Raw genomic sequence first — 26,983 nt, forward strand, 5'->3', positions numbered from 1 at the left:
TCCGGACCCCGAGGCATCTGCATACCCCCTCCTCGAACCGCCGGACCCCTGTGTCAGGATCTGTTCATCGAAGAACTTCGATGAACAGATCCTGATTCGAAGGAAAGACCATGACCCGCGTGCAGATCGCCCTCACCGTCTCGAGCGTGGAGGACGCAACCACCTTCTACCGGCACCTGCTGGGCACCGAGCCGCACAAGACCCGTCCGGGCTACGCGAACTTCGCCGTCACCTCGCCGCCGCTCAAGCTCGTCCTCATCGAGGGCGCCGTCTCCCCGCGGACGTCGGCACCCGACGGCGCCCCGGCCCCGGGCGACGGGGGCGCCCTCAACCACCTCGGCATCGAGGTCGACTCCGTCGAGGAGGTGCACGCCGCCCGCGAGCGCCTGCGCTCCGCCGGTCTGGCAACCTTCGACGAGGACGACACCACCTGCTGCTACGCCCGCCAGGACAAGGTGTGGGTCCACGACCCCGACGGCACACCGTGGGAGGTCTACACGATCACCGACGACGACCCCGCCGACGCCGCCCCGCCCACCTCGACCCCCGGAGCCCGATGAGCACCACGACCGCCGACCCCGACGAGCAGTCCGTCACCCAGCGGCTCTCCACCCTCGACCGCTTCCTGCCCGTCTGGATCGGTGCCGCGATGGTGGCCGGCCTGCTGCTCGGGCGCCTCGTGCCCGGCCTGGACTCCGCCCTCGAGGCGGTGCAGGTCGACGGCATCTCGCTGCCCATCGCCATCGGCCTGCTGGTGATGATGTACCCCGTCCTGGCCAAGGTGCGCTACGACCGCCTGGACACGGTCACCGCCGACACCCGCATGCTCGGCTCCTCGCTGGTGCTCAACTGGCTGGTGGGCCCGGCGCTAATGTTCGCCCTGGCGTGGATCTTCCTGCCCGACCTGCCGGAGTACCGCACCGGGCTGATCGTCGTGGGGCTCGCCCGCTGCATCGCGATGGTGATCATCTGGAACGACCTGGCCTGCGGCGACCGCGAGGCCGCGGCCGTCCTGGTGGCCATCAACTCGGTCTTCCAGGTGTTCATGTTCGGCGTGCTGGGGTGGTTCTACCTCGCGGTGCTGCCCGGATGGCTGGGGCTGGACACCGCCGGACTGGACGTCTCGATGTGGCAGATCGCCAAGAGCGTGCTGATCTTCCTGGGCATCCCGCTGCTGGCCGGCTTCCTCACGCGCCACCTCGGCGAGAAGGCGATGGGGCGGGAGCGCTACGAGAACCGCTTCCTGCCCGTCATCGGCCCGTGGGCGCTCTACGGCCTGCTGTTCACCATCGTCGTGCTCTTCGCCCTGCAGGGTGAGCAGGTCACCTCGCACCCGGGCGACGTCGCCCGCATCGCGCTGCCGCTGCTGGCCTACTTCGTGATCATGTGGGGCGGCTCCTACGCCTTGGGTCGCGCCGTCGGCCTGGGCTACGAGCACACCACCACGCTGGCCTTCACCGCGGCGGGCAACAACTTCGAGTTGGCCATCGCCGTGGCCATCGCGACCTTCGGCCTGACCTCCGGCGAGGCGCTGGCCGGCGTCGTCGGCCCCCTCATCGAGGTGCCGGTGCTGGTGGGCCTGGTGTACGTGAGCCTGTGGCTGCGCAGCCGCCTGTTCACCTCCGCCCCCTCCCGCGAAGGAGTCCGTGCATGACCGACCAGCCCGCCACCCCGCGGCTCGACCGGGAGGATGCCGGCCGGAAAGCCACCGGCCGCCCCTCTGTGATGTACGTCTGCGTCCACAACGCCGGGCGTTCCCAGATGGCCGCGGCGTGGACCCGTGCGCTGGGCGGAGAGCGGGTCGAGGTGCGCTCGTCGGGCTCGCAGCCGGCCGACGCCGTGAACCCCGCCGCGGTCGAGGCGATGGCCGAGGTCGGCATCGACGTCGGGGCCGTCACCCCGCGTGTGCTGACCCGCGAGGACATGGAGGCCTCCGACGTGGTGGTCACGATGGGGTGCGGGGACGAGTGCCCCTACGTGCCCGGCGTGCGCCGTGAGGACTGGCAGCTGGACGACCCGGCCGGCCAACCGGTGGAGAAGGTGCGCCCGGTGCGCGACGAGATCCGCCGCCGCGTGGAGGAGATGCTGCGCTCGCTCGGCATCGAGCCTCTGGCCTGGCCGCGGGAGGGGGAGCGCGTGGTGACCTTCGTCTGCAGCAGCAATCGCGGCAAGTCGCAGATGGCAGCCGGGTTGATGCGGCGCCTGGCGGTGCCCGGGGTGCAGGTGCTGAGTGCCGGGGTCGCCGCTGCGCAGCGGGACGAGGGCGTGAACGGCGAGTCGGTGGAGTCCCTGCAGGCGATCGGCGCCTCGCTGGCCGGCGAGCACCCCAAGCAGCTGACGCCGGAGCTGGCCGCTGCGAGCGACGTGGTGGTGCTGGTGGGCGACAACGCCCAGCTGCCCGCGGAGCTGGAGGGAGACCTGCCGACCGACGTCCGCCGCTGGTCGACGACCGAGCCGTCCGACCGGGGACTGGAGGGCGCCGAGCGGATGGCGGCGCTGCGCGACGACATCGACGCCCGGGTGAAGGCACTGGCCGACGAGCTGGGCTGAGGCGCCCCTTGATGGACCCCTCGCGCGAGACTGACGCCATGAGCACCACACCGTCCCGCCCTGCATCCGACGAAGCGCCCATCAGCCTGTCACTGGCGCTCATGGGGCACCTGCTGACGGGCGCCGTGAAGTGGCCCGAGATCGCGGCGCTCCTGGTGGCGCTGCACGCATGGGTGGTCGAGTCGTCGCTGAGCGTGCAGGACCAGATCCTGGCGGCAGCCATCGGCGTCGTCCTCACCGAGGTGGTGATGACGCTCGTGCAGCGGCCCTTCGTGCTGAAACACCGGCGCCCGGACCCCGGCAGCGTCCTCATGACCGTGCTGCTCCTGGTGGCCCCGATCCCCTGCTGGTGGGGCGTGCTGTCCCTGTCCGACGCCACCCCGGGGTGGGTCGCAGCCGGGGTCGTGGCGGCGACAGCGGTGTTCACCCTGTACACGGTGCTGGTCGAACGCCCCTGGCAGCAGGGCGACGACCGGGCCGAGGTCGCGCGCAAGTGGCAGGCGACCAAGGACATGACGCGGGATATGTGAGGGCGCGCCGGTTCGCGGAGGGGCAGACCCCGTCCGTGGGCAACCGGTCGACCCCACGAGGCAGGAGACTGACCCCATGGAGACCACCCCCACCACGGACACGGACGTCGTCGTCATCGGCGGCGGTCAGGCCGGACTGGCGACGAGCTACTGGCTGCGGCGCGCCGGCATCGAGCACGTGGTGCTGGACGACGCCGAGCAGCCCGGTGGCGCCTGGGCGCGGATGTGGCCGAGCCTGCGGGCGTTCTCACCCGCGCAGCACTCCTCCCTGCCGGGGTGGATGATGCCGCAGCCCCCGGGCGGTGGGTTCCCGCCGCGCGAGCACGTGGCCGGGTACCTGACGGACTACGAGGAGCGCTACGAGGTGCCCGTCGAGCGACCGGTGCGAGTGGAGGCCGTGCGGCGGGACGGGGGCCGCCTGCGGGTGGAGGGGCGACGGGCGGGTGCTGCTCCCGGCGGCGGGGAGGTACCCCGAACCCCCGAGGCGGCGGCCTGGTCCGCCCGCGCGGTGGTGAGCGCGACGGGCACCTGGTCGCGGCCGTTCTGGCCGAGCGTGCCGGGCATGCGGGACTTCGGTGGGGTGCAGCTGCACTCGGCGCAGTACCGGCGGCCGGCCGACCTTCCGGACGGACGGGTGCTCGTGGTCGGCGGCGGCAACACAGGGGCCCAGCTCGCGGCCGAGCTGCTGGAGACGCACGAGGTCGTGTGGGCCACCCAGCGCCCGCCGCGCCTCATGCCGCCGGAGGTCGACGGCCGGGTCCTGTTCGACGTGGCGACCGCCCGGCGGGCCGCGCTGGATGCCGGGCGCGAGGACGACGGCGGCGTGGCGGCGCTCGGCGACATCGTGCAGGTGCCCGGGGTCCGCGAGGCCGTGGCCGCGGGGCACTTGGCCGCGGTGCCGATGGTGGAGCGGCTCACCGCATCGGGCGCAGTGTGGGGTGCGGATGCCGCAGGGGGCACCGGGCGGCCGGGGCCGGAACGGACCCGGACGCCAGGAGTGAGGCCGGTTCCACGTGGAACGATCCGCCCGTCGCACCCGGTGAGGAGCTCGAGTTCGCGACGGTGCTGTGGTGCACCGGGTACCGGCCGGCCCTGGCGCACCTGCGTCCGCTCGGACTGCGTGACGCGGACAGGCACCTGCCGATCGCCGAGAGCTCGATGACGCGAGCGGACCAGGAACCGCGGCTGCACCTCATGGGGTACGGGGACTGGACCGGCCCCGCCTCGGCGACGCTCATCGGTGTGGGGCGGCCGGCGCGGGCGGCGGCGCGGGAGATCGCGGAGCTGCTGGGCTGAGGAGGGGTGACCCAAGGGTTGTCCACAGGGTGGGGACAACGCTCCTTCGATGGCATCAAGTAGTCTATATGTTCTATTTATTGCTTGCACAGTTCCCGTCTGTGTAGTACTGTTGTCTCATAGCTCGACAAGGGGGTCGGGCCATGAGGACGCCATCGAGGGGGTGGTGGGCGTGGCGGTACAGGTGGGGTTCGACGCGGGGGCGGAGTGTGCCCCGTGGGTCGAGCTGATCTCGGCGTTCACCGCGGTGCGCGAGGCCACCGACCGCCTCATGCACGCCATGGCCGACGCCGGGAACGTGCCGGACCTGCCCGTCGGGACCCGCGAGCTGGAGTGGCTGACGCAGGAGGCAGCGCAGGTGGCCACCCGGGGCCAGCGCGTCCGCATGCGCTCGTACGACCTCCTCGCGAAGGCCCGTGAGAGCGGTCGCGCGTCCCACGACGACGACGCCCAGTTCGCCGCACGCAAGAACGGCGTGGACTCGCGACACACCCACCGGGATGCCGAACTGGCTCGGGCGCTGGGCAACGAACGTCCGGCGACGCCCGGGCGCGGGACGCCCGGAACGCACAGGGAACCGGGAGTGCTCGGTGCCGGGGTGCACGAGGAACCGCGCCCGGGGGTCAGCGGCGCCGAGGGGCCGCTCGCAGCGGCTGATGACACGCCACCCCAGACGGGGGAGCCGCGCCCCCTGGCCAGGGCGATGGACGAGGGGCTGGTGACCCAGGACCACGCCATGGTGATCCTGCAGGAGCTCGAGGCCGTGCCGGAGTCGACGCCGGCCGGGACCCGCTGGCGAGCCGAGGAGCAGCTCGTCGAGAAGGCGCGGCGGATGACGCCCCGTCGCCTCCGAGCAGCCGCGCGACGGGTCCTGTCCGAACTCGGCGTCCCCGAACCCGTGGTGGACGCCCACCAGGACGACCGGGTGCGGTCACAGGAGGAGCGGGCGTGGGACGCAGCATCGTTCTGGATGCGCGACAACGGTGACGGCACCGTGTTCGGCCAGTTCACCCTGCCGGTCCTGCAGGGCCGGATGCTTGGCAAGGCCCTGTCCGCCATGACCAGCCCTCGCCGGTTGGCTCGCAAGCAGCAGGGCGGCACCGCAGTCCCCGGGACCAGCTGGCACGACCGCCAGGTCGACTGGACCCACGAGAAGGGTCGGGCGCTGGCCGAGCTCATCGACCACCTGCCGACCGACCACCTGGGGAGCAGCGCCAACGCGATGGTCCTCGTGACCACCAGCCTGGAGTCCCTGCGGGGCGAGACGGACCGCGCGGGGGTGACCGACTCGGGTGACGAGGTCTCGGCCGGAGAGGTCCGACGCCTCGCAGCCCAGGCGGGGATCATCCCGGTGGTGCTGGGCGGACGGTCCCAGGTGCTGGACCTGGGCCGCAGGAGCCGGTTCTTCACGGAGAACCAGCGCCGCGCACTGTCGGTCTCCTACTCGGAGTGCGCCGAGGAGCACTGCGATCGGCCCTTCGCCTGGTGCGAGATCCACCACGCCAGCCCCTGGTCGCCGGCACGCGGACCCGGCGGAGAACCCCTCTCGGAGGGCGGACCGACGGACCTGGCGAATGGCATCCCGCTGTGCGGCCGACACCACCGACGGCTCGAGGACCGTCGTTTCACGCACACGATCGACCAAGACGCATCCGGGACGGCGACCGTGCGCTTCCACCCGCGCCGTCCCGGCAGACCACCGGGACAGCCACCGCCCCAGCCACGGAACTCGCCGCCGGGCGCGGCACCGGGTGAGCCGACCAGCGACTGGCCCTGATGGGCGCCCTCTCGTTCGCGCGGGTCCATCTCAGCTGCTCATTTCGCCGTGCCGGGAGCAGGACGCCGTCCAACCACGCGGAGTCACCTGCACCACCATGCGACGACGGCAGGCCGGGCAGTACCGTGGCGGCTCCAGCTCGAGTCGCTGGTCGCAGACGCCGTGGCCCATCGCGTCCCCGTCGTTCGGCGCCGACAGGGGCTCACCGCAGTGGCCGCAGTACGCCGGGGCGGCACCCGCATCTGGCGTGCGCCCCACCGGGGCAGGGCCGGGACCAACCGCACGCATCGCAGCCGAGTCGTCGCCCCTCGCCGCGGCCGTGGACTGCCCGGCCCCCGCGGCCCCCGCGGTCTCGGCGGCCTCCGCAGCCGCGGGACCCTCGCTCTCCGCCACGTCAGATGGTCTTGCTGAGCGCCTGGATGGGCATCTTGAGGTCAGCCAGCAGGTCGATGTCCTGCTGCGGGTCACGGCCCAGCGTGGTGAGGTAGTTGCCCACGATGATCGCGTTGATACCGCCCTGCAGCCCCTGCCGGGTCCCGAGCTCGCCCAGCGTGATCTCACGGCCACCGGCGAAGCGCAGGATGGTGCGCGGGAGCGCCAGACGGAATGCGGCGATGGTGCGCAGCGCGTCCTGGGCACCCATCGGCTCGAGATCACCGAACGGCGTCCCGGGGCGGGGGTTCAGGAAGTTCAGCGGCACCTCGTGCGGCTCGAGCGCACCCAGCTCACCGGCCAGCTCGGCCCGCTGGCGCACCGACTCCCCCATGCCCACCAGGGCGCCGCAGCACAGCTCCATGCCGGACTCGATGATCATCTCGCAGGTCGACAGACGCTCGTCGTAGGTGTGCGTCGTGACCACCTCGTCGAAGTACGAGCGCGCCGTCTCGAGGTTGTGGTTGTAGCGGTGCACGCCCATCTCGACCATCTCGTCCACCTGGGCCTGGCTGAGCATGCCCACGGAGACGGCGATGTCGATGTCCACCTCGGCCTTGATCGCGGCGATGGCCTTGCGGAGCTGCTCCATGAGGCGGTCGTCCGGCCCACGCACGGCCGCGACGATGCAGAACTCGCTCGCCCCGGTCTCCTTGGTCTCCTGGGCGGCCTTGATGAGCTCGGGGACGTTCAGCCAGACCGCCCGCACCGGGGAGGTGAACTGACCCGACTGGCTGCAGAAGTGGCAGTCCTCGGGGCAGCCACCGGTCTTCAGCGAGACGATGCCCTCGACCTCGACGCCCTCACCGTTGTGGCGCACGCGCACCTCGTGCGCCAGGGCCAGTGCCTCCTCGACCCGCTCGTCCGGCAGGTTCAGCACCTGCTCCACCTGGTCGGCATCCAGCCCCACCCCACGCTCCAGGACCTGCTCCCGTGCGACGGCGAGGATGTCGGGGGCACCGGTCCCGTCCGTGGCACCAGCGGCGGAGGCGGCGGCGGCCTCCTCCGCACCAGCAGCGGGGGCAGCAGGGGTGGCGACGGCGGCGTCGCGCTCGTCGGTCGTGGTCACGGCGTCAGTCATGGCGGACAGTGTGACCCACGGCACCGGGTGCCCAGTAGTCGGGGCACCTCGAACCCGTCGGCCGTGTCCACCACTCGCCTCCTGACCACCCTCCGCGGTTCTCCCCAGTCACCTGCGCCCCGCCGACGATCCCCCACCACCCGGCACCACGCACCCTTACCCGGTTCACGGTGTTGCACATAAAGCCCCATCGGGTCCATCATGAATGTGACGTCATGCACCGGGTACCCGATGAGCAGCACCCCACCGTCCCGTCGGCGGCGAGGCGCGATCTCGGCTCCCACACCGAGCAGCCCGGGCCCCGCACCCAGCGGGAACATCCCACTCGACCCGCCACGACCCGTACAGCGACGCCATCACCGGCGCCGACAGTGAGGAGCACTCCCCATGAGCCACTACAAGTCGAACGTCCGCGACCTGGAGTTCAACCTGTTCGAGGTCTTCGGCCGGCAGGAGGTGCTGGGCCACGGTGTCTTCGAGGAGGTCGACGCCGACACGGCCCGCGAGGTCCTCGGCGAGGTCGCGCGACTGGCCGAGGGCGAGGTGGCCGCCTCGTTCACCGAGTCCGACCGGACCCCGCCGACCTTCGACCCGCAGACGAACGAGGCGACGATGCCCGAGGCCTTCACGAGGTCCTACAAGGCGTGGGCCGACGCGGAGTTCTGGCGACTGAACCTGGAGCCCGCCCTCGGCGGCACCATGGCCACCCCCAGCCTCAACTGGGCGATCGCCGAGATGCTCCTGGGCGCCAACCCGGCGGTCTACATGTTCTCGGCCGGCTTCAACTTCGCCAACATCCTGTTCCGCAACGGCACCGAGGAGCAGAAGCGCCTGGCGCAGATCATGATCGACCGCCACTGGGGCGCCACGATGGTGCTCACGGAGCCGGACGCCGGCTCCGACGTCGGCGCCGGCACCACCAAGGCCGTGCAGCAGGCGGACGGCACCTGGCACCTGACCGGTGTGAAGCGCTTCATCACCAACGGCGACGCGGACTTCTACGAGAACAACGTCCACTTCGTGCTCGCCCGCCCGGAGGGTGCCGGCCCCGGCACCAAGGGGCTGAGCCTGTTCGTGGTGCCGAAGCACCACTACGACCCCGAGACCGGTGACCTCGGCGAGCGCAACGGCGCCTTCGTCACCAACGTGGAGCACAAGATGGGCCTGAAGGTCTCCACCACCTGCGAGCTGCGCTTCGGCGAGAACCCGGACGTCCCGGCCGTGGGCACGCTGCTCGGCGAGGTGCACGACGGCATCGCGCAGATGTTCCAGGTGATCGAGTACGCCCGCATGCTGGTGGGCACCAAGGCGATCGCCACCCTCTCGACCGGCTACCTGAACGCCCTGGAGTACGCCAAGGAGCGGGTGCAGGGACCGGACATGCTGCAGATGGGTGACAAGACCGCCCCGCGCGTGACGATCACCCACCACCCCGACGTGCGGCGCAGCCTGATGCTGCAGAAGGCCTACTCCGAGGGGCTGCGGGCACTGGTCCAGTACACGGCCACCTTCCAGGACACCGCCCACGCGTGGCGGGCCCAGAACCCGGGCGTCGAGCCCGAGGCCGGGTCGGAGGCCGCCCTGGCCGACCGCGTCAACGACCTGCTCCTGCCGGTGGTCAAGGGCGTCGGCTCCGAGCGGGCCTGGGTGCTGCTGGGCACCGAGTCGCTGCAGACCTTCGGCGGGTCGGGCTTCCTGCAGGACTACCCGCTGGAGCAGTACGTCCGCGACGCCAAGATCGACACGCTCTACGAGGGCACGACCGCCATCCAGGCGCAGGACTTCTTCTTCCGCAAGATCCTGCGCGACAAGGGCCAGGCACTCGGTGCCGTCGCGGGCGAGGTGCAGGCCTTCCTGCAGACCGAGGGCGCACCCGAGCTGGCCGAGGCCCGCGAGCAGCTCGGCCGTGCACTCGGCGAGCTGCAGCAGTTCCTGGGGCTGCTCACCGGGTGGGCCCAGTCGGCCCAGGACGAACCGCACGAGCTCTACCGGATCGGCCTGCAGTCCACCCGTCTGCTCATGGCGGCCGGGGACGTCCTCATCGGGTGGCTGCTGCTCCGGCAGGCCCAGGTCGCCAGCGAGAAGCTCGCCGGTGACGGCGGGGACTCGCCGAGCCCGGCCGACCGGGACTTCTACACCGGCAAGATCGCGGCGGCGCGCTTCTTCGCCCGGGAGGTGCTGCCGCGCATCGGGGCGGACCGCCGAGCCGCCGAGGCCACGACGGGTGACCTGATGGAGCTGCCCGAGAGCGCGTTCTGAGCAGGCGCCCGGGGCACGTCCCGGCCGCCGGGGCACATCCCGGACCACTAGGGCATTTCCCGGGGCCACCGAGGCACGTCCCTGACCACCGGTGTCTGTCCCTGAGGCCCTATCCCGGGCCGGTTCTGTACGGTGCGCCCCGGGGCTGCGCCGTGCAGAACCGGTCCGTCCGCCCGCGGGCTGAGATGGAGGTCCACTCCACCGACGACTTCCGGCCACCGTCTGGCACACCTCCGGGAGATCCACCCAGAGAGTGAGCCGGGGCCGACGGCCTGCCCCATAGCGTGACGCTCATCGCACTCACGAATGGAGACTCCCATGCGCACGACTCGTGTTCTCGCACTCATGACCACCGGCCTGCTGGCCGCCGGCAGCCTGTCCGCCTGCGGGGGCGCCGAGCCCCTGAGCAACGACGAGGCCAAGGAGGTGCTGCTCTCCGAGGACGACTTCCCGCTGGACGGCTTCAAGCGCGGTGAGGTCACCGACGGCCAGGCGAAGGACGAGAACCTCGACCCCTCGCAGATGAAGCAGGGCCTGGAGCAGTTCGGCGAGCTCAGCAAGGAGTGCGAGAAGGCACTCGACGAGATGGGTGACTACAAGCCGTCCGACCACATGGACGAGGGCGCCTCGGTGGAGTACACCAACAGCGACAAGAGCGTGGTCGTGGCCGCCGGTGGCGTGAAGGAGGACGGGGACAAGATGCTCGACAGCCTGTCCCTGCTCGGCAAGGAGTGCGACGACATGGAGGTGAGCGAGGGCGGCATGTCGATGAAGGTGAAGTTCGACGAGATCGACGAGGACGACTACCGCGGCACCCTCATCACCATGGACGCCATGGGCCAGAAGATGGAGGTCACCATGGGCGGCCGCCTCGTGGGTGAGAACTTCGTCGGTGTCATCGGCAACCAGGTGAGCAAGGACGACGTGCTCAAGGTCGCCGACGAGCAGGCCAAGGCCATCGAGGACAAGTGACCTGAGGCCCCGCGCCGAGCCGCACGGCGGTTCGGCGACGGCCCACGACCGGCCCCGTCCACGACAGCACGTCGCGGACGGGGCCGGTCCGTGTCCTCAGGCGAGAGGGAGCGGCTCACCGCGCCCTCGGCGGGTCTGCCACACTCGGCCCCATGACCACCCTTCGCCGCGGCACCGTCACCGTGCTGGCCGCCCTGCTGTCCCTGACCACCTTGTCCGCCTGCGGTGGCGGCCCCGAGGCCCTGGACGACGACGGGGCCAAGGAGGCCCTGCTGACCGACGACGAGTTCCCGCTCGACGGGTACGAGCGGGGAGAGGTCACCACCGGCGTCCAGGAGCAGGCCGAGTTCGACCCCAGCACCCTGCCGGACGTCGACGAGGACTGCCGCAAGGCGCTCGAGGAGTTCGGCTCCGCCAAGCACGAGGAGCTGCTGTCCAGCTCCGCGTCGGCCCGCTACGAGAAGGACCAGGACAAGAGCATCGACCTGCAGGTCTCGGGCGCCGAGAAGGACCCGGAGAAGCTCATCGACCTCACCGCCGACCTGGACGCCTGCGGCGAGGTGACCTCCGACGCCGGCGGCATGGAGGTCACGACCTCCTTCGAGGGGTTCGAGAGCGACGACGTGCGGGGTGTGCGGGTCACCACCGGCGCCGACGGCCAGGAGCAGAAGACCTGGATGGGCGGCCGGACCGCCGGGGACAACGTCGTCTACGCCGTGGGTTCCGGCGTCTCCGAGGACGACCTCGCCGAGGCGGTCACCGAGCAGGTCGAGAAGATCGAGGACTGAGCAGGGCGGCTCAGAGCCGGCGGGCGTCCAGCACCGGGAAGTTCTCCCGCTGGGCCGCCGTGTGCTCCGGGTCGAGGGTGACCCGCAGCACCTCCTGCCCCGATCCGGCCTCGACCAGCACGGTCCCCGCCGCGTCGATGACGGCGCTCGCCCCGCCCATCTCGTGGTCCCCGGCGTGGGTGCCGGCGGTGTTGCAGGCGATCACCGGCATCTGGTTCTCGATGGCGCGGGCCCGCAGCAGCGTCCGCCAGTGCTCCCGGCGCGGCATGGGCCAGGCCGCGGGGATGACCAGCAGGTCCGCCCCGGCGTCGAGGCCGGCCCGGAAGAACTCGGGGAAGCGCAGGTCGAAGCACGTGGCCAGGTGGGCGGTGAACGGGCCCAGGGGCGCCGTGACGACGTCCGCCCCGGCCTCGATCGTGCGGGCCTCCCCGGAGCTGAAGCCGAAGCGGTGCACCTTGCGGTAGGTGGCCACCAGCGAGCCGTCCGGGGCGAACAGCATGGAGCTGTTCCACAGGTGCTTGCCCTCGGGTCCGGCCTCCGCGCTGCCCTCGACGGTGGAGCCGCCGTGCAGGGTGACACCGGCGTCCCTCGCCGCGGCCGAGAGCTGCTCGACGACCGCGCGATCGGGTGAGCCGCTCTGCTCGACCGCACCGGGCGCCGGGATCTCCTGGGCACGCTCCTCCCAGTGCCTGACGTCGAACCCGCCGACCGGCCAGAGCTCGGGCAGCACGACCAGGTCCTGCCCGGCCTCGGCACGGACCAGCGCGGCGACGCGCCTGATCCGCTCCTGCATCGACTCGTCGTCGCCGTAGGACACCTGGATCACGCTGACGGAGAACTCACTCATCCACCAGACGCTATCGCCCGGCCCCAACCCGCCGGCCAGACGGCTCAGGGTCGGGGGCCACCACCGCCCATGCGGGCCAGCCGCTCGTTGTAGGCACGCAGCTCGGCGTCCTCGTCCCGACGGGCCTTGCGGTCGTAGCGACGGCTCTCGCGCTCGTCGCTGCGGGCCCACTCCATGGCCACCATGATCGCCAGCAGGGTCGTCGGCAGCTCACCGATGCCCCAGGCGATGCCACCGCCCAGCTGCTGGTCCTCGATGAGGGAGCCGACCCACGGCAGGTCGAGCGCCCGGAAGAAGTCGGGCGCCAGCAGGTAGGTGCCCATCATCATCGCGACGCCGAAGAAGGCGTGCCCGGCCAGCGTGGCGAACAGGACGACCAGTCGCATGGGCGCCGGCCACTTCACCCCACCCGGGTCGGGACCGGCGAGCGTCCACACGAACAGGTAGCCCACCAGCAGGAAGTGCGCCACCATCGCGACGTGGCCGCCGTGGGTGGTGAGCGCGATCTCCAGGGCCGGCGACCAGTAGAACGCCACCAGCGAGACGAAGAAGAGCACCCCGGCCACCACCGGGTGCCCGATGAACTGCGCGTAACCCGAGTGGACGATGCCGAGCAGCCACTCGCGGGGCCCGATGGTGCGGTCCTTGCGCGCCGGCAGGTTGCGCATCGCCAGCGTGACCGGCGCCGCGGGGACGAGCAGGATCGGGATGGCCATCATGAGCGTCATGTGCATGACCATGTGGATGGAGAACATCACCCGGCCGTAGACCGTGGGGGCGCCGTCCACGACGTACAGGAAGAGCAGCCAGCCCAGGATCCACATGGGCAGCCGGTACCAGGGCCAGGAGTCACCGCGGCGCACGAGCCGGATGACGCCCCAGACGTAGAGCCCCATCGCCACCACGGCGAGGGTGGTGAACAGCCACTCGACCTGCCACTCGGTGTACCAGCTGGACGGGGTGAGCGGCGGCGGCGTCGGGTAGCCGGTCAGGCCGACGGCCGGGTCCCCGAGCGCGTCGCCGGTGAGCTCCGGGACCGGCGTGGGCGTCCGGGCCAGGGCCGAGCCGAGGCCCGCGGCCACCGCCATGACGAGCAGCTCGATGCCGGCCAGGCGTGCGAACAGCGAGCCTGCACGGCGCTCCGGCGCCTCGGCGGATGCCGGCTCCGCGGCCGGGTCCGGCCGGGTGTCGCCCCCCGCCTCGAGGCCACGGATGACGACGCGACGCTGTGCCCAGCCGAAGCCACCGAGCACCACGAGCAGGGCCACCTTGGCCAGCAGCAACTGACCGTAGGAGGTGGTCAGCAGGTCACCGGGCGTGACGCGGATGCTCGCGTTGAGCACACCGCTGGCCCCGGTGAAGACGAAGGCGATGAGCGCGACGGTCGAGTAGCGCCGGACCGCGACCGCCCGGTCCCGGCCGAGGTCGTTCCACAGCAGGGCCAGGCCCAGCAGCCCACCGACCCAGACGCTCACCGCGATGAGGTGGGCGCCGTAGCCGTTGACGGCCGCGTCGTGGTCGAGGGAGCCGCCGGAGTGGCCAGTGAAGGCCAGCGGCAGGGTGGCGATGATGGCCAGCCAGAAGGCCCAGTGCAGGCTCCGCCGCTGCACGCTCAGGCCCGCGACCACGGCCACGACCATGGCCAGCACGGCGGTGAGCTGGATCTGGATCAGGAGCCCCAGGTCCCACCAGAAGGTGAAGAACTGCGTCCAGAAGTCCCCGGCCCCGACGGCGGTGCCCACCACCTCGGAGAAGGTGAGGACGGACAGCACCCACCCCGCGACCGCCCACAGGACGGCACCGCCGACCGCCACGTGGCGCAGCCGGTCGAGCCGCTGGGTGGACCGGCGCTCGGGCACGATGAACGAGGCGACCCCCAGGGCCCCGACGGTGACGGCCATGCTCGCGACGAGCACCCCGCGGACGACGGGGAGCGCCCAGCGGACGGCGGCCCCGGCGTCGACGAGCAGCAGCTGCCGGGTGGCGCCGCTGAGGTACGAGGCCAGGGTGGCCGTCGCGGCCACGACGAGCACCAGCCCCAGCACGAGGACCCACGTCCCACCGGAGCGTCCCGTGTCGTCCGGGCTGGTGGCGGGGGGCGTGGTGGTGCGCTGCTGGCTGGGCGAGGTGGTCACCGACACAGCGTAGTTTGTGCGCCCGACACGACGGACGGGCCCGCCCCCCTCGGGAGGGAACGGGCCCGTCGTCAGGTCCCGGCGTCCGTGACGCGCGGGTCACCGGCCGATCAGTTCTCGACGACCTGCAGCTTGACGCTGGCCAGCACCTCGGGGTGCAGGCGCACGGTGGCCGTGTGGTCGCCCAGGGACTTGACGGTCCCGGCGGTCTCGATGCGGCGCTTGTCCACCTGCGGACCGCCGGCGGCCACGATGGCCTCGGCGATCTCGGCGGTGGTCACGGCACCGAACAGACGGCCGTTGGCGGTGGTCTTGCCCTTGATCTTCACCGCGCGGCCCTCGAGCTGCGCCTTCTGGGCCTCGGCCTCCTCCAGCGACTTCACCGCACGGGCCTCGCGGGCCGTGCGGATCGCCTCGACCTGCTTCTCGCCGCCCTTGGTCCACGGGGTGGCCAGGTTGCGGGGCAGCAGGTAGTTGCGGGCGTAACCGTCCCGCACCTCGACGACGTCGCCGGGCTCACCGAGGTTGCTCACCTCGTGGGTCAGGATGATCTTCATGGCTTCTCCTCCTCGATCTCTCTACGACTGCGCTCAGCGAGCGGAGCTCGAGTAGGGCAGCAGGGCCATCTCGCGGGCGTTCTTCACGGCCTTCGCGATGCGGCGCTGCTCCTGCACGGAGACGCCGGTGACGCGACGCGCGCGGATCTTGCCGCGGTCGGAGATGAACTTGCGCAGCAGGGCGGTGTCCTTGTAGTCGATCTTCTCGACCTTGGCCGCCTTGAGCGGGTTCGCCTTCTTCTTGATGGGCTTGGGGTTGCGCACAACGGACTTGGCCATCGTGGTGCTCTCCTTCGAAAGGTGTGGTGACCTCGGGTCACCGGTGATTGAGAGCCCGAGTGCTCGACCGGTTCGCGGTCAGCGGCTCGGGATGGGTGCGACTGACGATCAGAACGGGGGCTCGTCGTAGTTCGGCGCCGAGTCCCAGGAGCCCTGCGGCTGGCCGCCGCCGGAGTTGCCCCCGGTGGCCCAGGGGTCGCTGGCCGGCTGCTGCTGGCCGCCACCCTGGGGGGCGCCCCAGCCACCGCCACCCTGGCCCTGGTTCTGCGGGGCGCCGGGGTTGCCCCCGAAGCCGCCGACCCCACCGGAGCGCTGGGTCTTGGTGGCGGTCGCCGTCGCGTACCGCAGCGAGGGACCGATCTCGTCGAGGTCCATCTCGACCACGGTGCGGCGCTGGCCGTCCTGCTCGAACGAGCGCTGCTTCAGGCGACCCTGCGCGATGACGCGCTGGCCCTTCTTCAGCGACTCGGCCACGTTCTCCGCCGCGTCACGCCAGATGGAGCAGCGCATGAACAGCGTCTCGCCGTCCTTCCACTCGTTCGCCTGACGGTCGAACTGGCGGGGGGTGGAGGCGATGGTCAGGTTCGCCACCGCGGCCCCGTTCGGCGTGAAACGCAGCTCGGGGTCGGCGGTGAGGTTTCCGATGATGGTGATGACGGTGTCGCCGGCCATGACCGGCCTCCTTCTCGCAGCAGGTGATCGTGTCGGTGCAGGGGGTGCAGGTGATCTTCAGTCGTGACGTCTGGGGTCGCGGTCCGGGCGGACCGCCGCCTCAGGCAGTCGGACGCTGGATCTTGAACCGCAGCACGGACTCGTTGAGCCCCAGCTGACGGTCGAGCTCCTTCGCGGTGTCGGTCCCCATGGTCAGGGTGCTCACCACGTACAGGCCCTCGGACTTCTTCTTGATGTCGTAGGCCAGGCGACGACGGCCCCAGATGTCCGTCTCGTCGATGGAGCCACCCTCGGCCTTCACGACGGCGAGGAGCTTCTCCACCATCGCGGGCAGGGTGCGCTCGTCGGTCTCGGGGTCGATGATCATCATCAGCTCGTACTGACGCATGCGTGAACCCACCTCCTTCGGTCTCAGCGGCCACGGTCCTTCCGTGGCAGGAGGGTCACATCGGTCGTCGCGCCCCACGCACGCCATGGTGGCGCCCACCCGGTCCTCCCCCACCGCTCCCGCGAGGGGCACTGTGGACGGGATGACACCGGGTTCACGGTGCACGACAACTTGTGGAGTCTACCGGAGCCGGGCACCCCGGGACGAACGCAGCACGAGCACCGCCAGCAGCACCACCCACACCGCGAGCCGGAGGGCCACGACCGCCGCGTACCCGTCCTCCGGCATGCCCACGCGGTCGTTCGACGCACGCCCCAGGTACATCCACACGAAGACGAAGTGCAGCCCCTCGCTGACCGCCCACGCCAGGTGGGTGCGCCACCCGAGGCCGGCCAGGGCCAGGAAGGGCAGCGCCAGCAGCCCGGCCTGCGCCGGCACCTCGGCCTGCAGCACCACCGCCAGCAGCACGCCCACCCCGAGCGCGGCCCCGAGCTCCCGCCCGTTGGCCGCCTGCCGGGCGAGCAGCCCGCCGACCACGGCGCCCAGGACCAGACCGCCCACGGAGAACGCGGTGACCGCCCACTGCGCGATGCCGGAGCCGAGCCCGCGCACCATGCTCCAGACACCCCCGTTGCCGGCCTCGGCGGTCCAGAAGGCCATGCCTGAGAGGCTCTCGGCGTCCCACACCACCCACGGCACGCAGACCAGCGCCAGCACGCCCGCGGCCGGCACCCAGCCCCAGCGCAGCGGACCGGGCCGTGCGGCCACGGACACCAGCGGCACGACGACGAGCACCGGCATACCCAGCACCGCCAGTGCCCACAGACCTCCCGCCACGGCGGCCGAGGCGGGACGCCCCCGCCGCCAGAGCACCGCCCCCCAGACCGCGAGCGCCAGCCAGAGCCCGATCTCGGAGACGAGCAGCAGCGGCACGAGCAGGGGCGAGAGGGCGACGTGCGCCGCCACCCACGGGTCCGACCCGTCGGCGTGTGCCCAGTCCACGACCGCGAGCACCAGCGCCGCGAGCGCCAGCGTGAGCACCACCCCCCAGAGGGCGAAGTAGGCCTGCTGCCCGTGGGCCTCGGGGAACAGGCCCGCCGGCAGACCCACCAGCCAGAGCAGGGCCGCCCGCAGCGGCGCGACGTGCTCCATGCCGGGGTGGGCGGTCGACCAGGGCTCCACCCCGGCCCGGAAGCCCGAGCTGCCCCAGCGGACGACGGGGTCGGAGTAGCACATGCGCCAGATGAGCTGCGGGCTCCGCCAGCCCTCGGAGACGCAGTTGTTCTTCTGCAGCACCGCCAGCAGCAGCGGCAGCGCGCTGAGGGCCACGAGCACCGCGGCCGGGAACCAGCGCCCGTGGGCGGGCGGCACGGCGTGGCGGCCCGTCGGACCCCCGACGGCCCCCATGGCGAGGCGGGGGACCGGGTCGGGACGCGGCTCCCGTCGCGCCTGCCGCACGGCGGCACGCACCGCCTCCAGTCCACGGGCGCCCTCGATGCGCCTGATCCGCTCCACAGCCTTCTCCCCGTCCGGTCGTCGAGCCCCCATCATGGCGGCCGCCGGGGCCGACGCACGCACCGCACGCGCGTCCGGCCTAGAATCTGGCCTGCGTGGAACATCCTGCCGGGTTGCGGACGTTGGTCACGCCAGGAAGCAACAAAGGGAGAGAAATGTCCACTGTGCGTGTCGCCATCGCTGGCGTCGGAAACTGCGCCACCTCGCTGGTCGAGGGCGTCGAGTACTACCGCAACACCCCCGCCGACAGCACCGTCCCGGGTCTGATGCACGTCGACTTCGGCGGCTACCACGTCGGGGACGTGGAGTTCGTGGCCGCGTTCGACGTGGACGCCGACAAGGTGGGCAAGGACCTCTCCACCGCGACGCGCTCCAGCCAGAACAACACCATCCGCATCACCGACCTCCCGGAGCTCGGGGTCGAGGTGCAGCGCGGCCCCACCCTGGACGGTCTGGGCCGCTACTACCGCGAGACGGTCGAGGAGTCCTCGGCCGAGCCGGTCGACGTCGTCCAGGCGCTCAAGGACGCCGAGGTGGACGTGCTCGTCTCCTACCTGCCAGTGGGCTCGGAGGAGGCCGACAAGTTCTACGCCCAGTGCGCGATCGACGCGGGCGTGGCCTTCGTCAACGCGCTGCCGGTCTTCATCGCCAGCGACCCCGAGTGGGCGCAGAAGTTCCGCGACGCCGGCGTGCCGATCGTCGGTGACGACATCAAGTCCCAGGTGGGCGCGACCATCACCCACCGCGTCATGGCGCGGCTGTTCGAGGAGCGCGGGGTCCAGCTGGACCGCACCTTCCAGCTGAACGTCGGCGGCAACATGGACTTCAAGAACATGCTCGAGCGCGAGCGCCTGGAGTCCAAGAAGATCTCCAAGACGCAGGCCGTCACCTCCAACGTGACCCGGCGCTTCGAGGACCGCGACGTCCACATCGGCCCGTCGGACTACGTGCAGTGGCTCGATGACCGCAAGTGGGCCTACGTGCGCCTGGAGGGCCGCGCCTTCGGCGACGCCCCGCTGAACCTGGAGTACAAGCTGGAGGTCTGGGACTCCCCGAACTCCGCCGGCATCATCATCGACGCCATCCGCGCCGCGAAGATCGCCAAGGACCGCGGCCTGGGCGGCCCGATCCTGTCCGCGAGCGCCTACCTCATGAAGTCCCCGCCGGAGCAGCGCCCGGACGACCTGGGCCGCGCGGAGCTGGAGAAGTTCATCCGCGGCGAGGTCGACAGCTGATCACCGCACCGTGATCGGTTGAGAGGGGACGGGCCCACGGCCCGTCCCCTCGGGTTGCCGAGGGGGGTGGGGGGCTCCAGACTGGGACCCCCCCACCCCCTCTCTGCAGCCTGGAGCCCCATGGTCGACGCGCCCGCCCCTCCCCTGCGTGTCCTCCTCGCGGGACACTGCCGCTCCCCCATCAGCCTGCCCTTCGCCGGTGGGCTCGAGGCCGTCACCTGGCAGCTGGCGCGCGGGCTCGTCGCGCGGGGTCACGAGGTGAGCCTGTTCGCCGCCGCCGGCTCCGACTGCGGGCCGGGGGTGACGGTGATCTCCCCGGAGGACCTCGGGGTGCGGGTGGACCCCGACGCACCGTGGGACGACACCCGCGAGGACGTGAACCGGGCCCACCACCGGCTGGCGGACCACCTCCCGGTCGCGGGGCTGGACCTCGTGCACAACAACAGCCTGAACCCCACCCTGCTCGAGCGGGACCTGGGGCTGCCGGTCACCACCTCCCTGCACACCCCGCCGCTGCTGCCGATGATGCACGCTCTGCGGCGCTTCCCGCCGGCCCCCGGGAGCGTGAACGCCGTCAGCGCCTTCACGGCCCACCAGTGGCGGCGGGTCGTGGACGCCTCGGTGGTGCACAACGGCGTGGACGGCAGGGAGTGGCCCGCCGGCCCCGGTGGTGACGCCCTCGTGTGGTTCGGGCGACTGGTGCCGGAGAAGGGCCCGGACGTGGCCATCGCGATGGCCCGCCGGCTGGGTCTGCCGCTGCGCCTCGTGGGACCGCGCAGCGACGCGGCCTTCTTCGCCGACCACCTGCGCCCGATGCTGGGCGGCGGGATCGAGTACCTCGGCCACCTGGGCACGTCCGAGCTTGCCGAGGTGGTCGGCTCCAGCGCCGCCACCCTGGTGACCCCCCAGTGGGACGAGCCCTTCGGCCTCATCGCGGCCGAGTCCGGCGCCTGCGGCACCCCCGTGATCGGCCTGACCCGGGGTGGGCTGCCCGAGGTGGTCTCCCCGGAGGTCGGTCGGCTGCTGCCGCCCACGGACTGGGAGACCGGCTTGGTGTCCGCGACCCGGGAGGCACTCGGCCTCGACCGGACCTTGGTCCGTCGGACGGTGCTGCGCCGGTTCGGGATCGACGCCATGGTCTCGGGCTACGAGACGCGCTACCGCCGACTGCTCCGGGTGACGGGGCCGGTGGAGGCCGCGCAGTGAGCCTCCCGCTGCGGGTGCTCAGCGTGCCCGCGGGTCATCCCTACGTGCAGCACGCCATCGGCGGCACGCCCGGGGTGGTGCTGCTCCCGGACCCTCCGGTCCCGGGGGCGCCGCCGGGACGGTGGTGGCCGTCACCGGCCCTCGACCCCGCCTGGCTGCGGGCGCACCACGAGGAGCTGGACCTCGTGCACGTGCACTTCGGGTTCGAGCACCTCTCGCCCCAGCAGGTGGCCGACTGGGTGGAGCAGGTGCACCGCCTCGGGCCGGCCCTGGTGGTGACGGTCCACGACCTGGCGCTGCCGCACGTGCAGGAGCAGGGCCCGCACCGGGAGCGGCTGCGCCACCTGGTCGACGGGGCCGATGCCGTGCTCACGCTCACACCCGGAGCGGCCGCCGAGGTGCGGGAGGCCACCGGGCGCGGGTGCACCGTGGTGCCGCACCCGCCGATGGAGCCGACCGAGCGGATCCGGACGGCCACGCGCCCGGAGCGCCCGGACGGACCGCTGACCGTCGGCGTCCACCTGAAGTCCTTGCGCGCCAACGCGGGCCGCGTGCCGCTGCTGGAGGAGCTCGCCGGTGCCGCGGCGGACCTGGGCGCGGGGACCTGTCGGCTCGAGGTGCTGGTCCACGAACAGGTCGTGCGTCCCGGGGAGGGGCACGCGCCGGACGTCGCCGGGTGGGTGGCGGACCCGCCGGCGGGGGTGACGGTCCGCGTCATCGAGCCCCTGGACGACGCGGAGTTCACGGCCTACCTGGAGCACCTCGACGTGTCGGTCGTGCCGCACCGCTGGGGCACGCACTCCGGCTGGGTGGAGCAGTGCCACGACCTCGGGGTGGTGCCGGTGGCCTCCGCGCTGGGACACCTCGCCGAGCAGGGGGTAGACCACCTCTACCGGTGGCGGGGCGACCGCCCGCACCGGGAGTCCCTGCGCGCCGCGCTTGCCGGCGCGGTCGAGCAGGCACGGGCCGGCCGCACGGCGCGGGCCGCGGCGGGCTGGGCAGCCCACCGGGAGGCGCAGGTCTGCGACAGTCGACGTGCACACGCACGGATCTACCGGCGGGCCGTGCAGGCCCGCTCCGACCGGGAGGCACCGTGAGCAGCACCGAGGACGCCGGCCGCCGTCGCCACTACGGCCAGTTCTACGGCCTGACCCCCGTGCCCGACGGACCGGTCGGCATGGTGCACGGCAACTGCCAGGCCGAGTCGCTGCGGGTGCTGCTGGAGGCCGCCGACCCGGAGCGCACCTGGGTGCGGCTGCCCCCGGTGCACGAGCTGACCGCGGAGGACCTGCCCCACCTGGAGCGGCTGCTGGCGAGGACCACCACGATCGTCACCCAGCCGGTGCGCGACGACTACCGGGACCTTCCGCTGGGCACCCGGCAGGTGGTGGACCGCGCGGTCCGCGACGCCGTCCACGTGATGGTGCCGATCATCCGGTACCGCGGACTGCACCCCCAGCAGCGGCTGGTGCGTGGGCCGGGCATCCCCGACCCACCCGTGGTGCCGTACCACCACACGGGGGCCGTCGCGCGGGCCGCGGGGCTGCCGGACCCACGTCCCTCCGCCCGGGTGATCCGGGAGATCGCGGTCGAGTCGCTGGCCGAGCAGCGCCGGCGCGAGGAGCTGGCCGGTGCCCTGCCGGTGCACGACCTGCAGCAGGCCGCCGGTGCCCGGGCGACGAACACCATCAACCACCCCGGCAACCCGGTGCTGCTGGGCCTGGCCGCGCGGGTGACCGAGGCGGTCGGCGCAACCGGCGAGGTGGGCGACCCCGGGCGGGAGCTGCTGCGCTCCATCTACGCACCGGTGACCGCGGAGACGCTGGAGGCCCTGGGACTGGAGGGCACCCCACGCGAGGACTGGCGGGTGGGCGACAAGACGCTCACCGACGAGCACGTGGTGGCCGAGCAGGCCCGCTGGCTGCGGGAGAACCCGCGGGTCCTGGCGTTCGCCCTGGAGAAGGTGGCCGACGACCTGCGGCGCACGGGTGTGGTGGGCGCCCGACGTGGCGCCGGGACGGGCACGGGCCACGGGACCGGCCCGGGCGGCAGCGCCGGGGAGCCGGCCGCGGCGGCCCCGGAGCCGCTTCACCTGGTGGTCGGCCCGGACCGTCACGGGGTGGTGCTGCACGCCCTGCGCATCGCCGAAGCAGCCGAGGAGGAGGTGCTCCGCGTCGAGGACCCTGCGGCGGCCGCCGACCTCCGCGAGCGCCTGACCGACCGCGCCGCGGTCACCCACTTCACCGACCGCGCCTGGGGGTCCACCCCGGCCGAGGCCGCCGAGCAGCTGGCGCACCTGACCGAGAGAGCCGCCTCGCTCCAGGTGGTGCTGCACGACGTGCCGCAGGACAGCGACGGCGCCGGGCAGGACGCCCGCTGCGCGGCCTACTCCCGGGTGTGCGCGGCCGCGGACCGGGTCGTGGTGAGCAGCGAACACGAGCGGGGCCTGCTGGCCGCCGCCACCGGCACGGACGCCGACCGCATCGGTGTGGTGCCGCTGCCGCTCGAACGAGCCCGACCCGACCGCGCGGGCGCCACCGACGGCGACACCACCGACGAGGAGGCTGCGGAGGCCCTGGAGGCCGACCCGACCCCGACGGCCCTGCCCCCGGGACGCTGGGTGGCGACCCTCGGTTTCCTCTACCCCGGCAAGGGGGTCGAGGAGGTCGTCGACGCCACCGCCGCCGCGGCACGCGACCCGCGACTGGCCGGTGGGCCCGGGGCCGACCGGCGCCCCACCGGGGTGCTCAACCTGGGCCGCCCCGCCCCGGGGCACGAGGACCTGGTCGAGCAGCTCGAGGAGCGCGCCCGGGCCGCGGGCACCGTCTTCCGCGCCACCGGGTGGCTCGACGACGCCGAGCTCACCGCGGCCTGCCGCGAGGTCACCGTCCCGGTGGCCTACCACCGCCACGTCTCGGCGTCGGGATCGGTGAACACCTGGCTGGCCTCGGGCCGCCGACCCCTGGTGGCCGCGTCCCCCTACACCCAGGAGCAGGCCGCCCGCCTGCCCGGGGCGATGGTGCTGGTGGACCACGACGAGGAGCTCGCCGGGCTCACCGGCGCCCTCGTCGACGCCCTGGCGGATCCCACTGCGACCCGACCGGCCGACGAGGTGGACCTCTGGCCGTCCTGGCGCAGGGCCGCCACGATGCTGAGGAGCCTGCGATGAACGCACCGTGGATCTCGGTGGTGGTGCCCCACTTCGAGTCTCCCGAGCGGCTGGCCCGGCTGCTGGAGGCCCTGCGGCACACGCGGCTGCCCGCCGACCGGGTGGAGGTCGTCGTCGCCGACGACGGGTCGGCCACGCCGCCGAGCCTGCCGGCGCGCCATCCCCTCGACCTGCGCGTGGTGCGCCAGGAGCGTCACGGTTTCCGCGCCGCGGCCGCCCGCAACCTGGGAGCAGCGGCCGCCCGGGGCGAGGTGCTGGTCTTCCTGGACGGCGACATGCTGCCCGAGCCCGAGTGCCTGCCGGTCATGGGCGAGGCCGCGTCCGCCGACTGGCCGACGCTGGTGGTCGGCCGTCGGCGGCACCACGACGTCACCGGCTGGACCCCCACGGCCGTCACCGACTGGCTCACCGGCCACGCCCCCGCCCCGGCCACGCTGCCCGAGCCGGGCTGGCTGGCCGACGGCCTCGCCGGCACCGACCACCTCCGTGCCGCCGACGACGCGAGCTTCCGCTTCGTCATCTCGGCGGTGATGGCGCTCCCGCGGCAGGCCTTCGTCGAGCTCGGCGGGTTCGACGAGACCTTCGTCGGCTACGGCGGTGAGGACTGGGAGTTCGCGCAGCGCGCGTGGCTCGGCGGTCTGGACCTGCTCCACCGGCGCGATGCGGTCGCCTGGCACGACGGCCCGGAGATCAGCGGGCGCCAGGAGGACCTGGCGACGGTGAAGAACCGGGAGACCGCCCACCTGGCCACGCGCCTGACGCACCCCCTGGTGCGGGGCCGCGGCCTCGTGCACGCCCTGCCCGACACGGTGGTGGAGGCTGATGCCAGCGGCTGGACGCTGGGGGCGGCACTGGTGGCCGTGGAGTCCTGGCTGCGTGACGGTGACGTCGGCATCTGGTGGGGCGGCACAGCCTCGGCCGAGCTCCAGCGCGCCCTGGCGGCCGATCCGCGGGTGCACGCCGGGAGCCCCGACCGCGAGGTGCTCGCGCGCTGCCGCTGGCGGGTGCGCACGTCGGCCCCGGTGGACACCCCGCGGGGATGGCAGGAGGTCGTCCGCGACCTGGCGGGTGGCGACGACGGGGCCGGGGCCGGTCGAGTCGGCGGGACCGGGGCCAGCGGAACCACGGGCGCCGCGTCCGCCACGGCCGTGCAGGTCGCCACCTCGCGCGAGCTCGCCCGGGCACGCCGCGCGCTGGCCACCGGGACCGGCGGGTCGACGGGGTGGCACCCCGTCGCCGTCGAGGGACCCGCGGCACGCCTGCGCAAGGTGCCCGCCGGCGTGGTGGTCGAGCGCACCCGACAGGACCTCACATGATCGGGTACTACGTGCACCACGTCGGTGCCGGTCACGCGACCCGGGCGACCGCCGTCGCCGCCGCGTACCGCCGCCTCACGGGGCAGGAGGTGGTCGGCCTGTCCAGCCGCCCCCGCCCGGCCGACTGGGTGGGCGACTGGGTGGAGCTCGCCGACGACACCGAGGGGCTGGGGGACGCCGTCGACCACGAGGCGACCGCCGGGGGCGTGCTGCACCACGCGCCGCTGCACGCTGCGGGGTTCGGCGAGCGCCAGCGACAGATCGCCGCGTGGGTGACCGCCCACCACCCGGCCGCGGTGGTGGTGGACGTCTCCGTGGAGGTCACTGCCCTGGTGCGGCTGCTCGGGGTGCCGGTGGTCGTCGTCGCCATGCCGGGCGACCGCACCGACGCCCCGCACCGCGCGGGCTACGGGTTGGCCAGCGCGGTGGTGGCCTGCTGGCCGCCGGGAGCACACCCGGATCACGTGGTGGCCCACGGCGATCTCGCCGACCGCACCCGGTGCGTCGGAGGCGTCTCGCGCCTCTCGGCCCCGCCGCGGGAGCGAGGGGCGCCGACCACCCCGGACGCCCCAGACCCCACGCCCGCCACCGCTCCCCGACGCGACCCCCTCGGCGTCGTGCTCTGGGGCCACGGGAGCGATGCACCCGGGGCCGGTGAGCTGGACCTGCTGCATCGCGCGGCCCCGGACCTGGAGTGGGTGCTGGCCCGCGATCGGCCGGCCGACGAGGTGCGGGACCTGCTGCAGCGGGCCGCGCTCGTCGTGACACACGCGGGGCAGGGAGCGGTCGCCGACGTCGCCACCGCCGGCGCACCGGCCGTCGTCCTGGCCCAGCCGCGGCCGCACGACGAGCAGGAGGCGACCGCCCGCGCCCTCACCCGGCTCGGCCTCGCTGCGACGGCCACCGGGTGGCCCGGGGCCGCCGACTGGCCGGGTCTGGTCGCGGAGGCCCGCCGCCTCGGGGGCGACGGCTGGTCCCGCTGGCTCGGACCCGGTGCCGCCGGGATCGCAGCCACCGTCGACCGGGTGGCCACCACCGGAGCCGACCACCGACCACACCGGAGCACCCCGTGAGCACCACCACCGCGACCGCCGACGTGAGGACCGACGTGACCACCGCCGTCCTCACGCTCGTCCACGGCCGCCACGCCCACCTGGCCAACCAGCGGCGTTCCCTCGCCCGGTCCACGGTGGTCCCCGACCTGCACGTGGTCGTCGCGATGGACGACCCCGCCATCCGCGGGCTGGTGGACGAGCACCCGGTCCCCGGCTGCACCACGGTCGTCACCGAGGTGGGCGCCGGCGCCGATGGGCTGCCACTGGCCCGGGCGAGGAACCTCGCGGCCGACGAGGCCGCGCGGCACGGCGCCGACGTGCTGGTGCTGCTGGACGTCGACTGCATCGCCGAACCGGGGCTCGTGGGCACCTACGCGCGCACCCTCGCGGCCGGGGACCCGCCGGACGGACCGGGGCTGTGGTGCGGGCCCACCGGCCGGCTGCGGCGCACCGAACCACCGGCCGTCTACCCGGTCGACGACCTGGCCGCCCTGCGCGACCTGTCCGACTCCGCCCCCGGACGCCCTGTCCCGCCCCCGGGAGAGGTGGTGCCCGAGCCGGACCTGACGCGCTTCTGGTCGCTCAACTTCGCGATGACGGTGGCCGGCTACCACGCCGTCGGCGGCTTCGACGAGGCCTACGTCGGCTACGGCGGGGGGGGCACCGACTTCGGCCAGCGTCTGGGGGCCACCGGCGGCACGATGCTCTGGCTGGGCGGCGCCGTGGCCCACCACCAGTGGCACGAGAGCCACTCCCCGCCGTGGGACAAGGTGGCCGACGTGGTGCGCAACGGCCGGGTCTTCGCCGACCGGTGGGGCTGGTGGCCGATGACCGGCTGGCTCGAGCAGTTCGCCGAGCGCGGCCTGGTGCGCCGGGACCCCGGGACCGGGCACTGGGAACTGGTGGGGGACTGAGCTCCCCGGC

At 73.0% G+C, this 26,983-nt stretch carries 26 protein-coding genes and 1 pseudogene; 18 read left to right on the forward strand and 9 right to left on the reverse strand.

What is annotated here, in order from left to right; genetic code table 11:
• Positions 1–110 precede the first annotated feature (110 nt).
• The 8 genes and pseudogenes from ACY8FT_RS09645 to ACY8FT_RS09680 all read left to right on the forward strand — a co-directional run bounded on the left by ACY8FT_RS09645 (position 111) and on the right by ACY8FT_RS09680 (position 6,153).
• Positions 111–560: an ArsI/CadI family heavy metal resistance metalloenzyme gene (locus ACY8FT_RS09645; protein ID WP_462418686.1), complete on the forward strand. Its 450-nt coding sequence runs from the start codon at positions 111–113 to the stop codon at positions 558–560.
• Complete coding sequence (arsB, locus tag ACY8FT_RS09650; protein ID WP_462418687.1) at positions 557–1,654, forward strand: ACR3 family arsenite efflux transporter; 1,098 nt, start codon at positions 557–559, stop codon at positions 1,652–1,654. Before ACY8FT_RS09645 ends, arsB begins: the two co-directional genes overlap by 4 nt.
• Before the next feature lie 71 nt (positions 1,655–1,725).
• Positions 1,726–2,109 (forward strand): annotated as a pseudogene (locus tag ACY8FT_RS09655) (arsenate reductase ArsC); the annotation flags it as partial.
• Entirely contained in the window at positions 2,083–2,550 is a 468-nt protein-coding gene (locus tag ACY8FT_RS09660) for an arsenate-mycothiol transferase ArsC (RefSeq protein ID WP_462419089.1), read from the forward strand. The pseudogene ACY8FT_RS09655 and the gene ACY8FT_RS09660, both read left to right, overlap by 27 nt.
• 38 nt (positions 2,551–2,588) lie before the next feature.
• Positions 2,589–3,080, forward strand: a complete 492-nt coding sequence (locus ACY8FT_RS09665; RefSeq protein ID WP_462418688.1) for a hypothetical protein — start codon at positions 2,589–2,591, stop codon at positions 3,078–3,080.
• Positions 3,081–3,156: 76 nt separating this feature from the next.
• Positions 3,157–4,242 (forward strand): NAD(P)-binding domain-containing protein, encoded by a 1,086-nt coding sequence (locus ACY8FT_RS09670; protein ID WP_462418689.1) that lies wholly within the window; start codon positions 3,157–3,159, stop codon positions 4,240–4,242.
• Complete coding sequence (locus ACY8FT_RS09675; RefSeq protein ID WP_462418690.1) at positions 4,239–4,376, forward strand: hypothetical protein; 138 nt, start codon at positions 4,239–4,241, stop codon at positions 4,374–4,376. The genes ACY8FT_RS09670 and ACY8FT_RS09675 overlap by 4 nt, the downstream gene beginning before the upstream one ends.
• Positions 4,377–4,548: 172 nt before the next feature.
• On the forward strand, positions 4,549–6,153 hold the full coding sequence (locus ACY8FT_RS09680; RefSeq protein ID WP_462418691.1) for an HNH endonuclease signature motif containing protein: 1,605 nt from the start codon (positions 4,549–4,551) through the stop codon (positions 6,151–6,153).
• A gap of 30 nt (positions 6,154–6,183) precedes the next feature.
• On the opposite strand, the gene bsaP is transcribed toward ACY8FT_RS09680, so the two are convergent.
• Complete coding sequence (gene bsaP / locus ACY8FT_RS09685) at positions 6,184–6,441, reverse strand: biotin synthase auxiliary protein BsaP (protein WP_462419090.1); 258 nt, start codon at positions 6,439–6,441, stop codon at positions 6,184–6,186.
• A 106-nt stretch (positions 6,442–6,547) separates the two neighbouring features.
• Complete coding sequence (gene bioB, locus ACY8FT_RS09690; protein ID WP_462418692.1) at positions 6,548–7,666, reverse strand: biotin synthase BioB; 1,119 nt, start codon at positions 7,664–7,666, stop codon at positions 6,548–6,550.
• Between the two features lie 387 nt (positions 7,667–8,053).
• Here bioB and ACY8FT_RS09695 point away from each other — a divergent pair, with 387 nt between their 5' ends.
• From ACY8FT_RS09695 to ACY8FT_RS09705, 3 genes are all read left to right on the forward strand, one after another.
• Positions 8,054–9,925, forward strand: a complete 1,872-nt coding sequence (locus ACY8FT_RS09695) for an acyl-CoA dehydrogenase (protein WP_462418693.1) — start codon at positions 8,054–8,056, stop codon at positions 9,923–9,925.
• Positions 9,926–10,243: 318 nt separating this feature from the next.
• The gene (locus tag ACY8FT_RS09700) at positions 10,244–10,897 is read left to right on the forward strand and encodes a hypothetical protein (RefSeq protein WP_462418694.1); all 654 of its coding nucleotides are present in this window, start codon (positions 10,244–10,246) and stop codon (positions 10,895–10,897) included.
• A gap of 152 nt (positions 10,898–11,049) precedes the next feature.
• Complete coding sequence (locus ACY8FT_RS09705; protein ID WP_462418695.1) at positions 11,050–11,685, forward strand: hypothetical protein; 636 nt, start codon at positions 11,050–11,052, stop codon at positions 11,683–11,685.
• Between the two features lie 10 nt (positions 11,686–11,695).
• On the opposite strand, the gene ACY8FT_RS09710 is transcribed toward ACY8FT_RS09705, so the two are convergent.
• The 7 genes from ACY8FT_RS09710 to ACY8FT_RS09740 form a co-directional block, all read right to left on the reverse strand.
• Positions 11,696–12,532: a carbon-nitrogen family hydrolase gene (locus ACY8FT_RS09710; protein WP_462418696.1), complete on the reverse strand. Its 837-nt coding sequence runs from the start codon at positions 12,530–12,532 to the stop codon at positions 11,696–11,698.
• A gap of 44 nt (positions 12,533–12,576) precedes the next feature.
• Entirely contained in the window at positions 12,577–14,667 is a 2,091-nt protein-coding gene (locus ACY8FT_RS09715) for a cytochrome c oxidase assembly protein (protein ID WP_462418697.1), read from the reverse strand.
• Between the two features lie 110 nt (positions 14,668–14,777).
• On the reverse strand, positions 14,778–15,224 hold the full coding sequence (rplI, locus tag ACY8FT_RS09720; protein ID WP_462418698.1) for a 50S ribosomal protein L9: 447 nt from the start codon (positions 15,222–15,224) through the stop codon (positions 14,778–14,780).
• A 33-nt stretch (positions 15,225–15,257) separates the two neighbouring features.
• Positions 15,258–15,503, reverse strand: coding sequence for a 30S ribosomal protein S18 (gene rpsR, locus ACY8FT_RS09725; RefSeq protein ID WP_462418699.1), 246 nt, complete (start codon positions 15,501–15,503; stop codon positions 15,258–15,260).
• Positions 15,504–15,611: 108 nt separating this feature from the next.
• On the reverse strand, positions 15,612–16,175 hold the full coding sequence (locus ACY8FT_RS09730; RefSeq protein ID WP_462418700.1) for a single-stranded DNA-binding protein: 564 nt from the start codon (positions 16,173–16,175) through the stop codon (positions 15,612–15,614).
• Positions 16,176–16,275: 100 nt separating this feature from the next.
• Positions 16,276–16,563 carry a 30S ribosomal protein S6 gene (gene rpsF, locus ACY8FT_RS09735; protein WP_462418701.1) on the reverse strand — a complete coding sequence of 96 codons (288 nt, stop codon included), beginning with the start codon at positions 16,561–16,563 and terminating at the stop codon, positions 16,276–16,278.
• Between the two features lie 180 nt (positions 16,564–16,743).
• Positions 16,744–18,078, reverse strand: a complete 1,335-nt coding sequence (locus ACY8FT_RS09740; RefSeq protein ID WP_462418702.1) for a hypothetical protein — start codon at positions 18,076–18,078, stop codon at positions 16,744–16,746.
• Positions 18,079–18,233: 155 nt separating this feature from the next.
• Between ACY8FT_RS09740 and ACY8FT_RS09745 the strand changes: the two genes are divergently transcribed.
• The 7 genes from ACY8FT_RS09745 to ACY8FT_RS09775 all read left to right on the forward strand — a co-directional run bounded on the left by ACY8FT_RS09745 (position 18,234) and on the right by ACY8FT_RS09775 (position 26,973).
• Positions 18,234–19,313: an inositol-3-phosphate synthase gene (locus ACY8FT_RS09745; protein WP_462418703.1), complete on the forward strand. Its 1,080-nt coding sequence runs from the start codon at positions 18,234–18,236 to the stop codon at positions 19,311–19,313.
• A 120-nt stretch (positions 19,314–19,433) separates the two neighbouring features.
• On the forward strand, positions 19,434–20,519 hold the full coding sequence (locus tag ACY8FT_RS09750; RefSeq protein ID WP_462418704.1) for a glycosyltransferase: 1,086 nt from the start codon (positions 19,434–19,436) through the stop codon (positions 20,517–20,519).
• Positions 20,516–21,616: a hypothetical protein gene (locus tag ACY8FT_RS09755; RefSeq protein WP_462418705.1), complete on the forward strand. Its 1,101-nt coding sequence runs from the start codon at positions 20,516–20,518 to the stop codon at positions 21,614–21,616. The genes ACY8FT_RS09750 and ACY8FT_RS09755 overlap by 4 nt, the downstream gene beginning before the upstream one ends.
• Positions 21,613–23,688 (forward strand): WcbI family polysaccharide biosynthesis putative acetyltransferase, encoded by a 2,076-nt coding sequence (locus tag ACY8FT_RS09760; protein ID WP_462418706.1) that lies wholly within the window; start codon positions 21,613–21,615, stop codon positions 23,686–23,688. Before ACY8FT_RS09755 ends, ACY8FT_RS09760 begins: the two co-directional genes overlap by 4 nt.
• Positions 23,685–25,004, forward strand: a complete 1,320-nt coding sequence (locus ACY8FT_RS09765; protein ID WP_462418707.1) for a glycosyltransferase — start codon at positions 23,685–23,687, stop codon at positions 25,002–25,004. Before ACY8FT_RS09760 ends, ACY8FT_RS09765 begins: the two co-directional genes overlap by 4 nt.
• Positions 25,001–26,077: a glycosyltransferase gene (locus ACY8FT_RS09770; protein WP_462418708.1), complete on the forward strand. Its 1,077-nt coding sequence runs from the start codon at positions 25,001–25,003 to the stop codon at positions 26,075–26,077. Before ACY8FT_RS09765 ends, ACY8FT_RS09770 begins: the two co-directional genes overlap by 4 nt.
• Entirely contained in the window at positions 26,074–26,973 is a 900-nt protein-coding gene (locus tag ACY8FT_RS09775) for a glycosyltransferase family 2 protein (RefSeq protein ID WP_462418709.1), read from the forward strand. Before ACY8FT_RS09770 ends, ACY8FT_RS09775 begins: the two co-directional genes overlap by 4 nt.
• Positions 26,974–26,983: the final 10 nt, after the last annotated feature.

It is taken from the genome of Kytococcus sp. Marseille-QA3725 (assembly GCF_054950055.1).

Coding starts and splice junctions, on each gene's coding strand:
- ACY8FT_RS09665 (WP_462418688.1), top strand. CDS start 2,589: ATGAGCACCACACCGTCCCGCCCTGCATCCGACGAAGCGCCCATCAGC.
- bioB (WP_462418692.1), bottom strand. CDS start 7,666: ATGACTGACGCCGTGACCACGACCGACGAGCGCGACGCCGCCGTCGCC.
- arsB (WP_462418687.1), top strand. CDS start 557: ATGAGCACCACGACCGCCGACCCCGACGAGCAGTCCGTCACCCAGCGG.
- ACY8FT_RS09770 (WP_462418708.1), top strand. CDS start 25,001: ATGATCGGGTACTACGTGCACCACGTCGGTGCCGGTCACGCGACCCGG.
- bsaP (WP_462419090.1), bottom strand. CDS start 6,441: ATGCGTGCGGTTGGTCCCGGCCCTGCCCCGGTGGGGCGCACGCCAGAT.
- ACY8FT_RS09705 (WP_462418695.1), top strand. CDS start 11,050: ATGACCACCCTTCGCCGCGGCACCGTCACCGTGCTGGCCGCCCTGCTG.
- ACY8FT_RS09660 (WP_462419089.1), top strand. CDS start 2,083: ATGCTGCGCTCGCTCGGCATCGAGCCTCTGGCCTGGCCGCGGGAGGGG.
- ACY8FT_RS09700 (WP_462418694.1), top strand. CDS start 10,244: ATGCGCACGACTCGTGTTCTCGCACTCATGACCACCGGCCTGCTGGCC.
- rpsR (WP_462418699.1), bottom strand. CDS start 15,503: ATGGCCAAGTCCGTTGTGCGCAACCCCAAGCCCATCAAGAAGAAGGCG.
- rpsF (WP_462418701.1), bottom strand. CDS start 16,563: ATGCGTCAGTACGAGCTGATGATGATCATCGACCCCGAGACCGACGAG.
- ACY8FT_RS09730 (WP_462418700.1), bottom strand. CDS start 16,175: ATGGCCGGCGACACCGTCATCACCATCATCGGAAACCTCACCGCCGAC.
- ACY8FT_RS09645 (WP_462418686.1), top strand. CDS start 111: ATGACCCGCGTGCAGATCGCCCTCACCGTCTCGAGCGTGGAGGACGCA.
- ACY8FT_RS09750 (WP_462418704.1), top strand. CDS start 19,434: ATGGTCGACGCGCCCGCCCCTCCCCTGCGTGTCCTCCTCGCGGGACAC.
- ACY8FT_RS09765 (WP_462418707.1), top strand. CDS start 23,685: ATGAACGCACCGTGGATCTCGGTGGTGGTGCCCCACTTCGAGTCTCCC.
- rplI (WP_462418698.1), bottom strand. CDS start 15,224: ATGAAGATCATCCTGACCCACGAGGTGAGCAACCTCGGTGAGCCCGGC.
- ACY8FT_RS09745 (WP_462418703.1), top strand. CDS start 18,234: ATGTCCACTGTGCGTGTCGCCATCGCTGGCGTCGGAAACTGCGCCACC.
- ACY8FT_RS09670 (WP_462418689.1), top strand. CDS start 3,157: ATGGAGACCACCCCCACCACGGACACGGACGTCGTCGTCATCGGCGGC.
- ACY8FT_RS09675 (WP_462418690.1), top strand. CDS start 4,239: ATGACGCGAGCGGACCAGGAACCGCGGCTGCACCTCATGGGGTACGGG.
- ACY8FT_RS09710 (WP_462418696.1), bottom strand. CDS start 12,532: ATGAGTGAGTTCTCCGTCAGCGTGATCCAGGTGTCCTACGGCGACGAC.
- ACY8FT_RS09695 (WP_462418693.1), top strand. CDS start 8,054: ATGAGCCACTACAAGTCGAACGTCCGCGACCTGGAGTTCAACCTGTTC.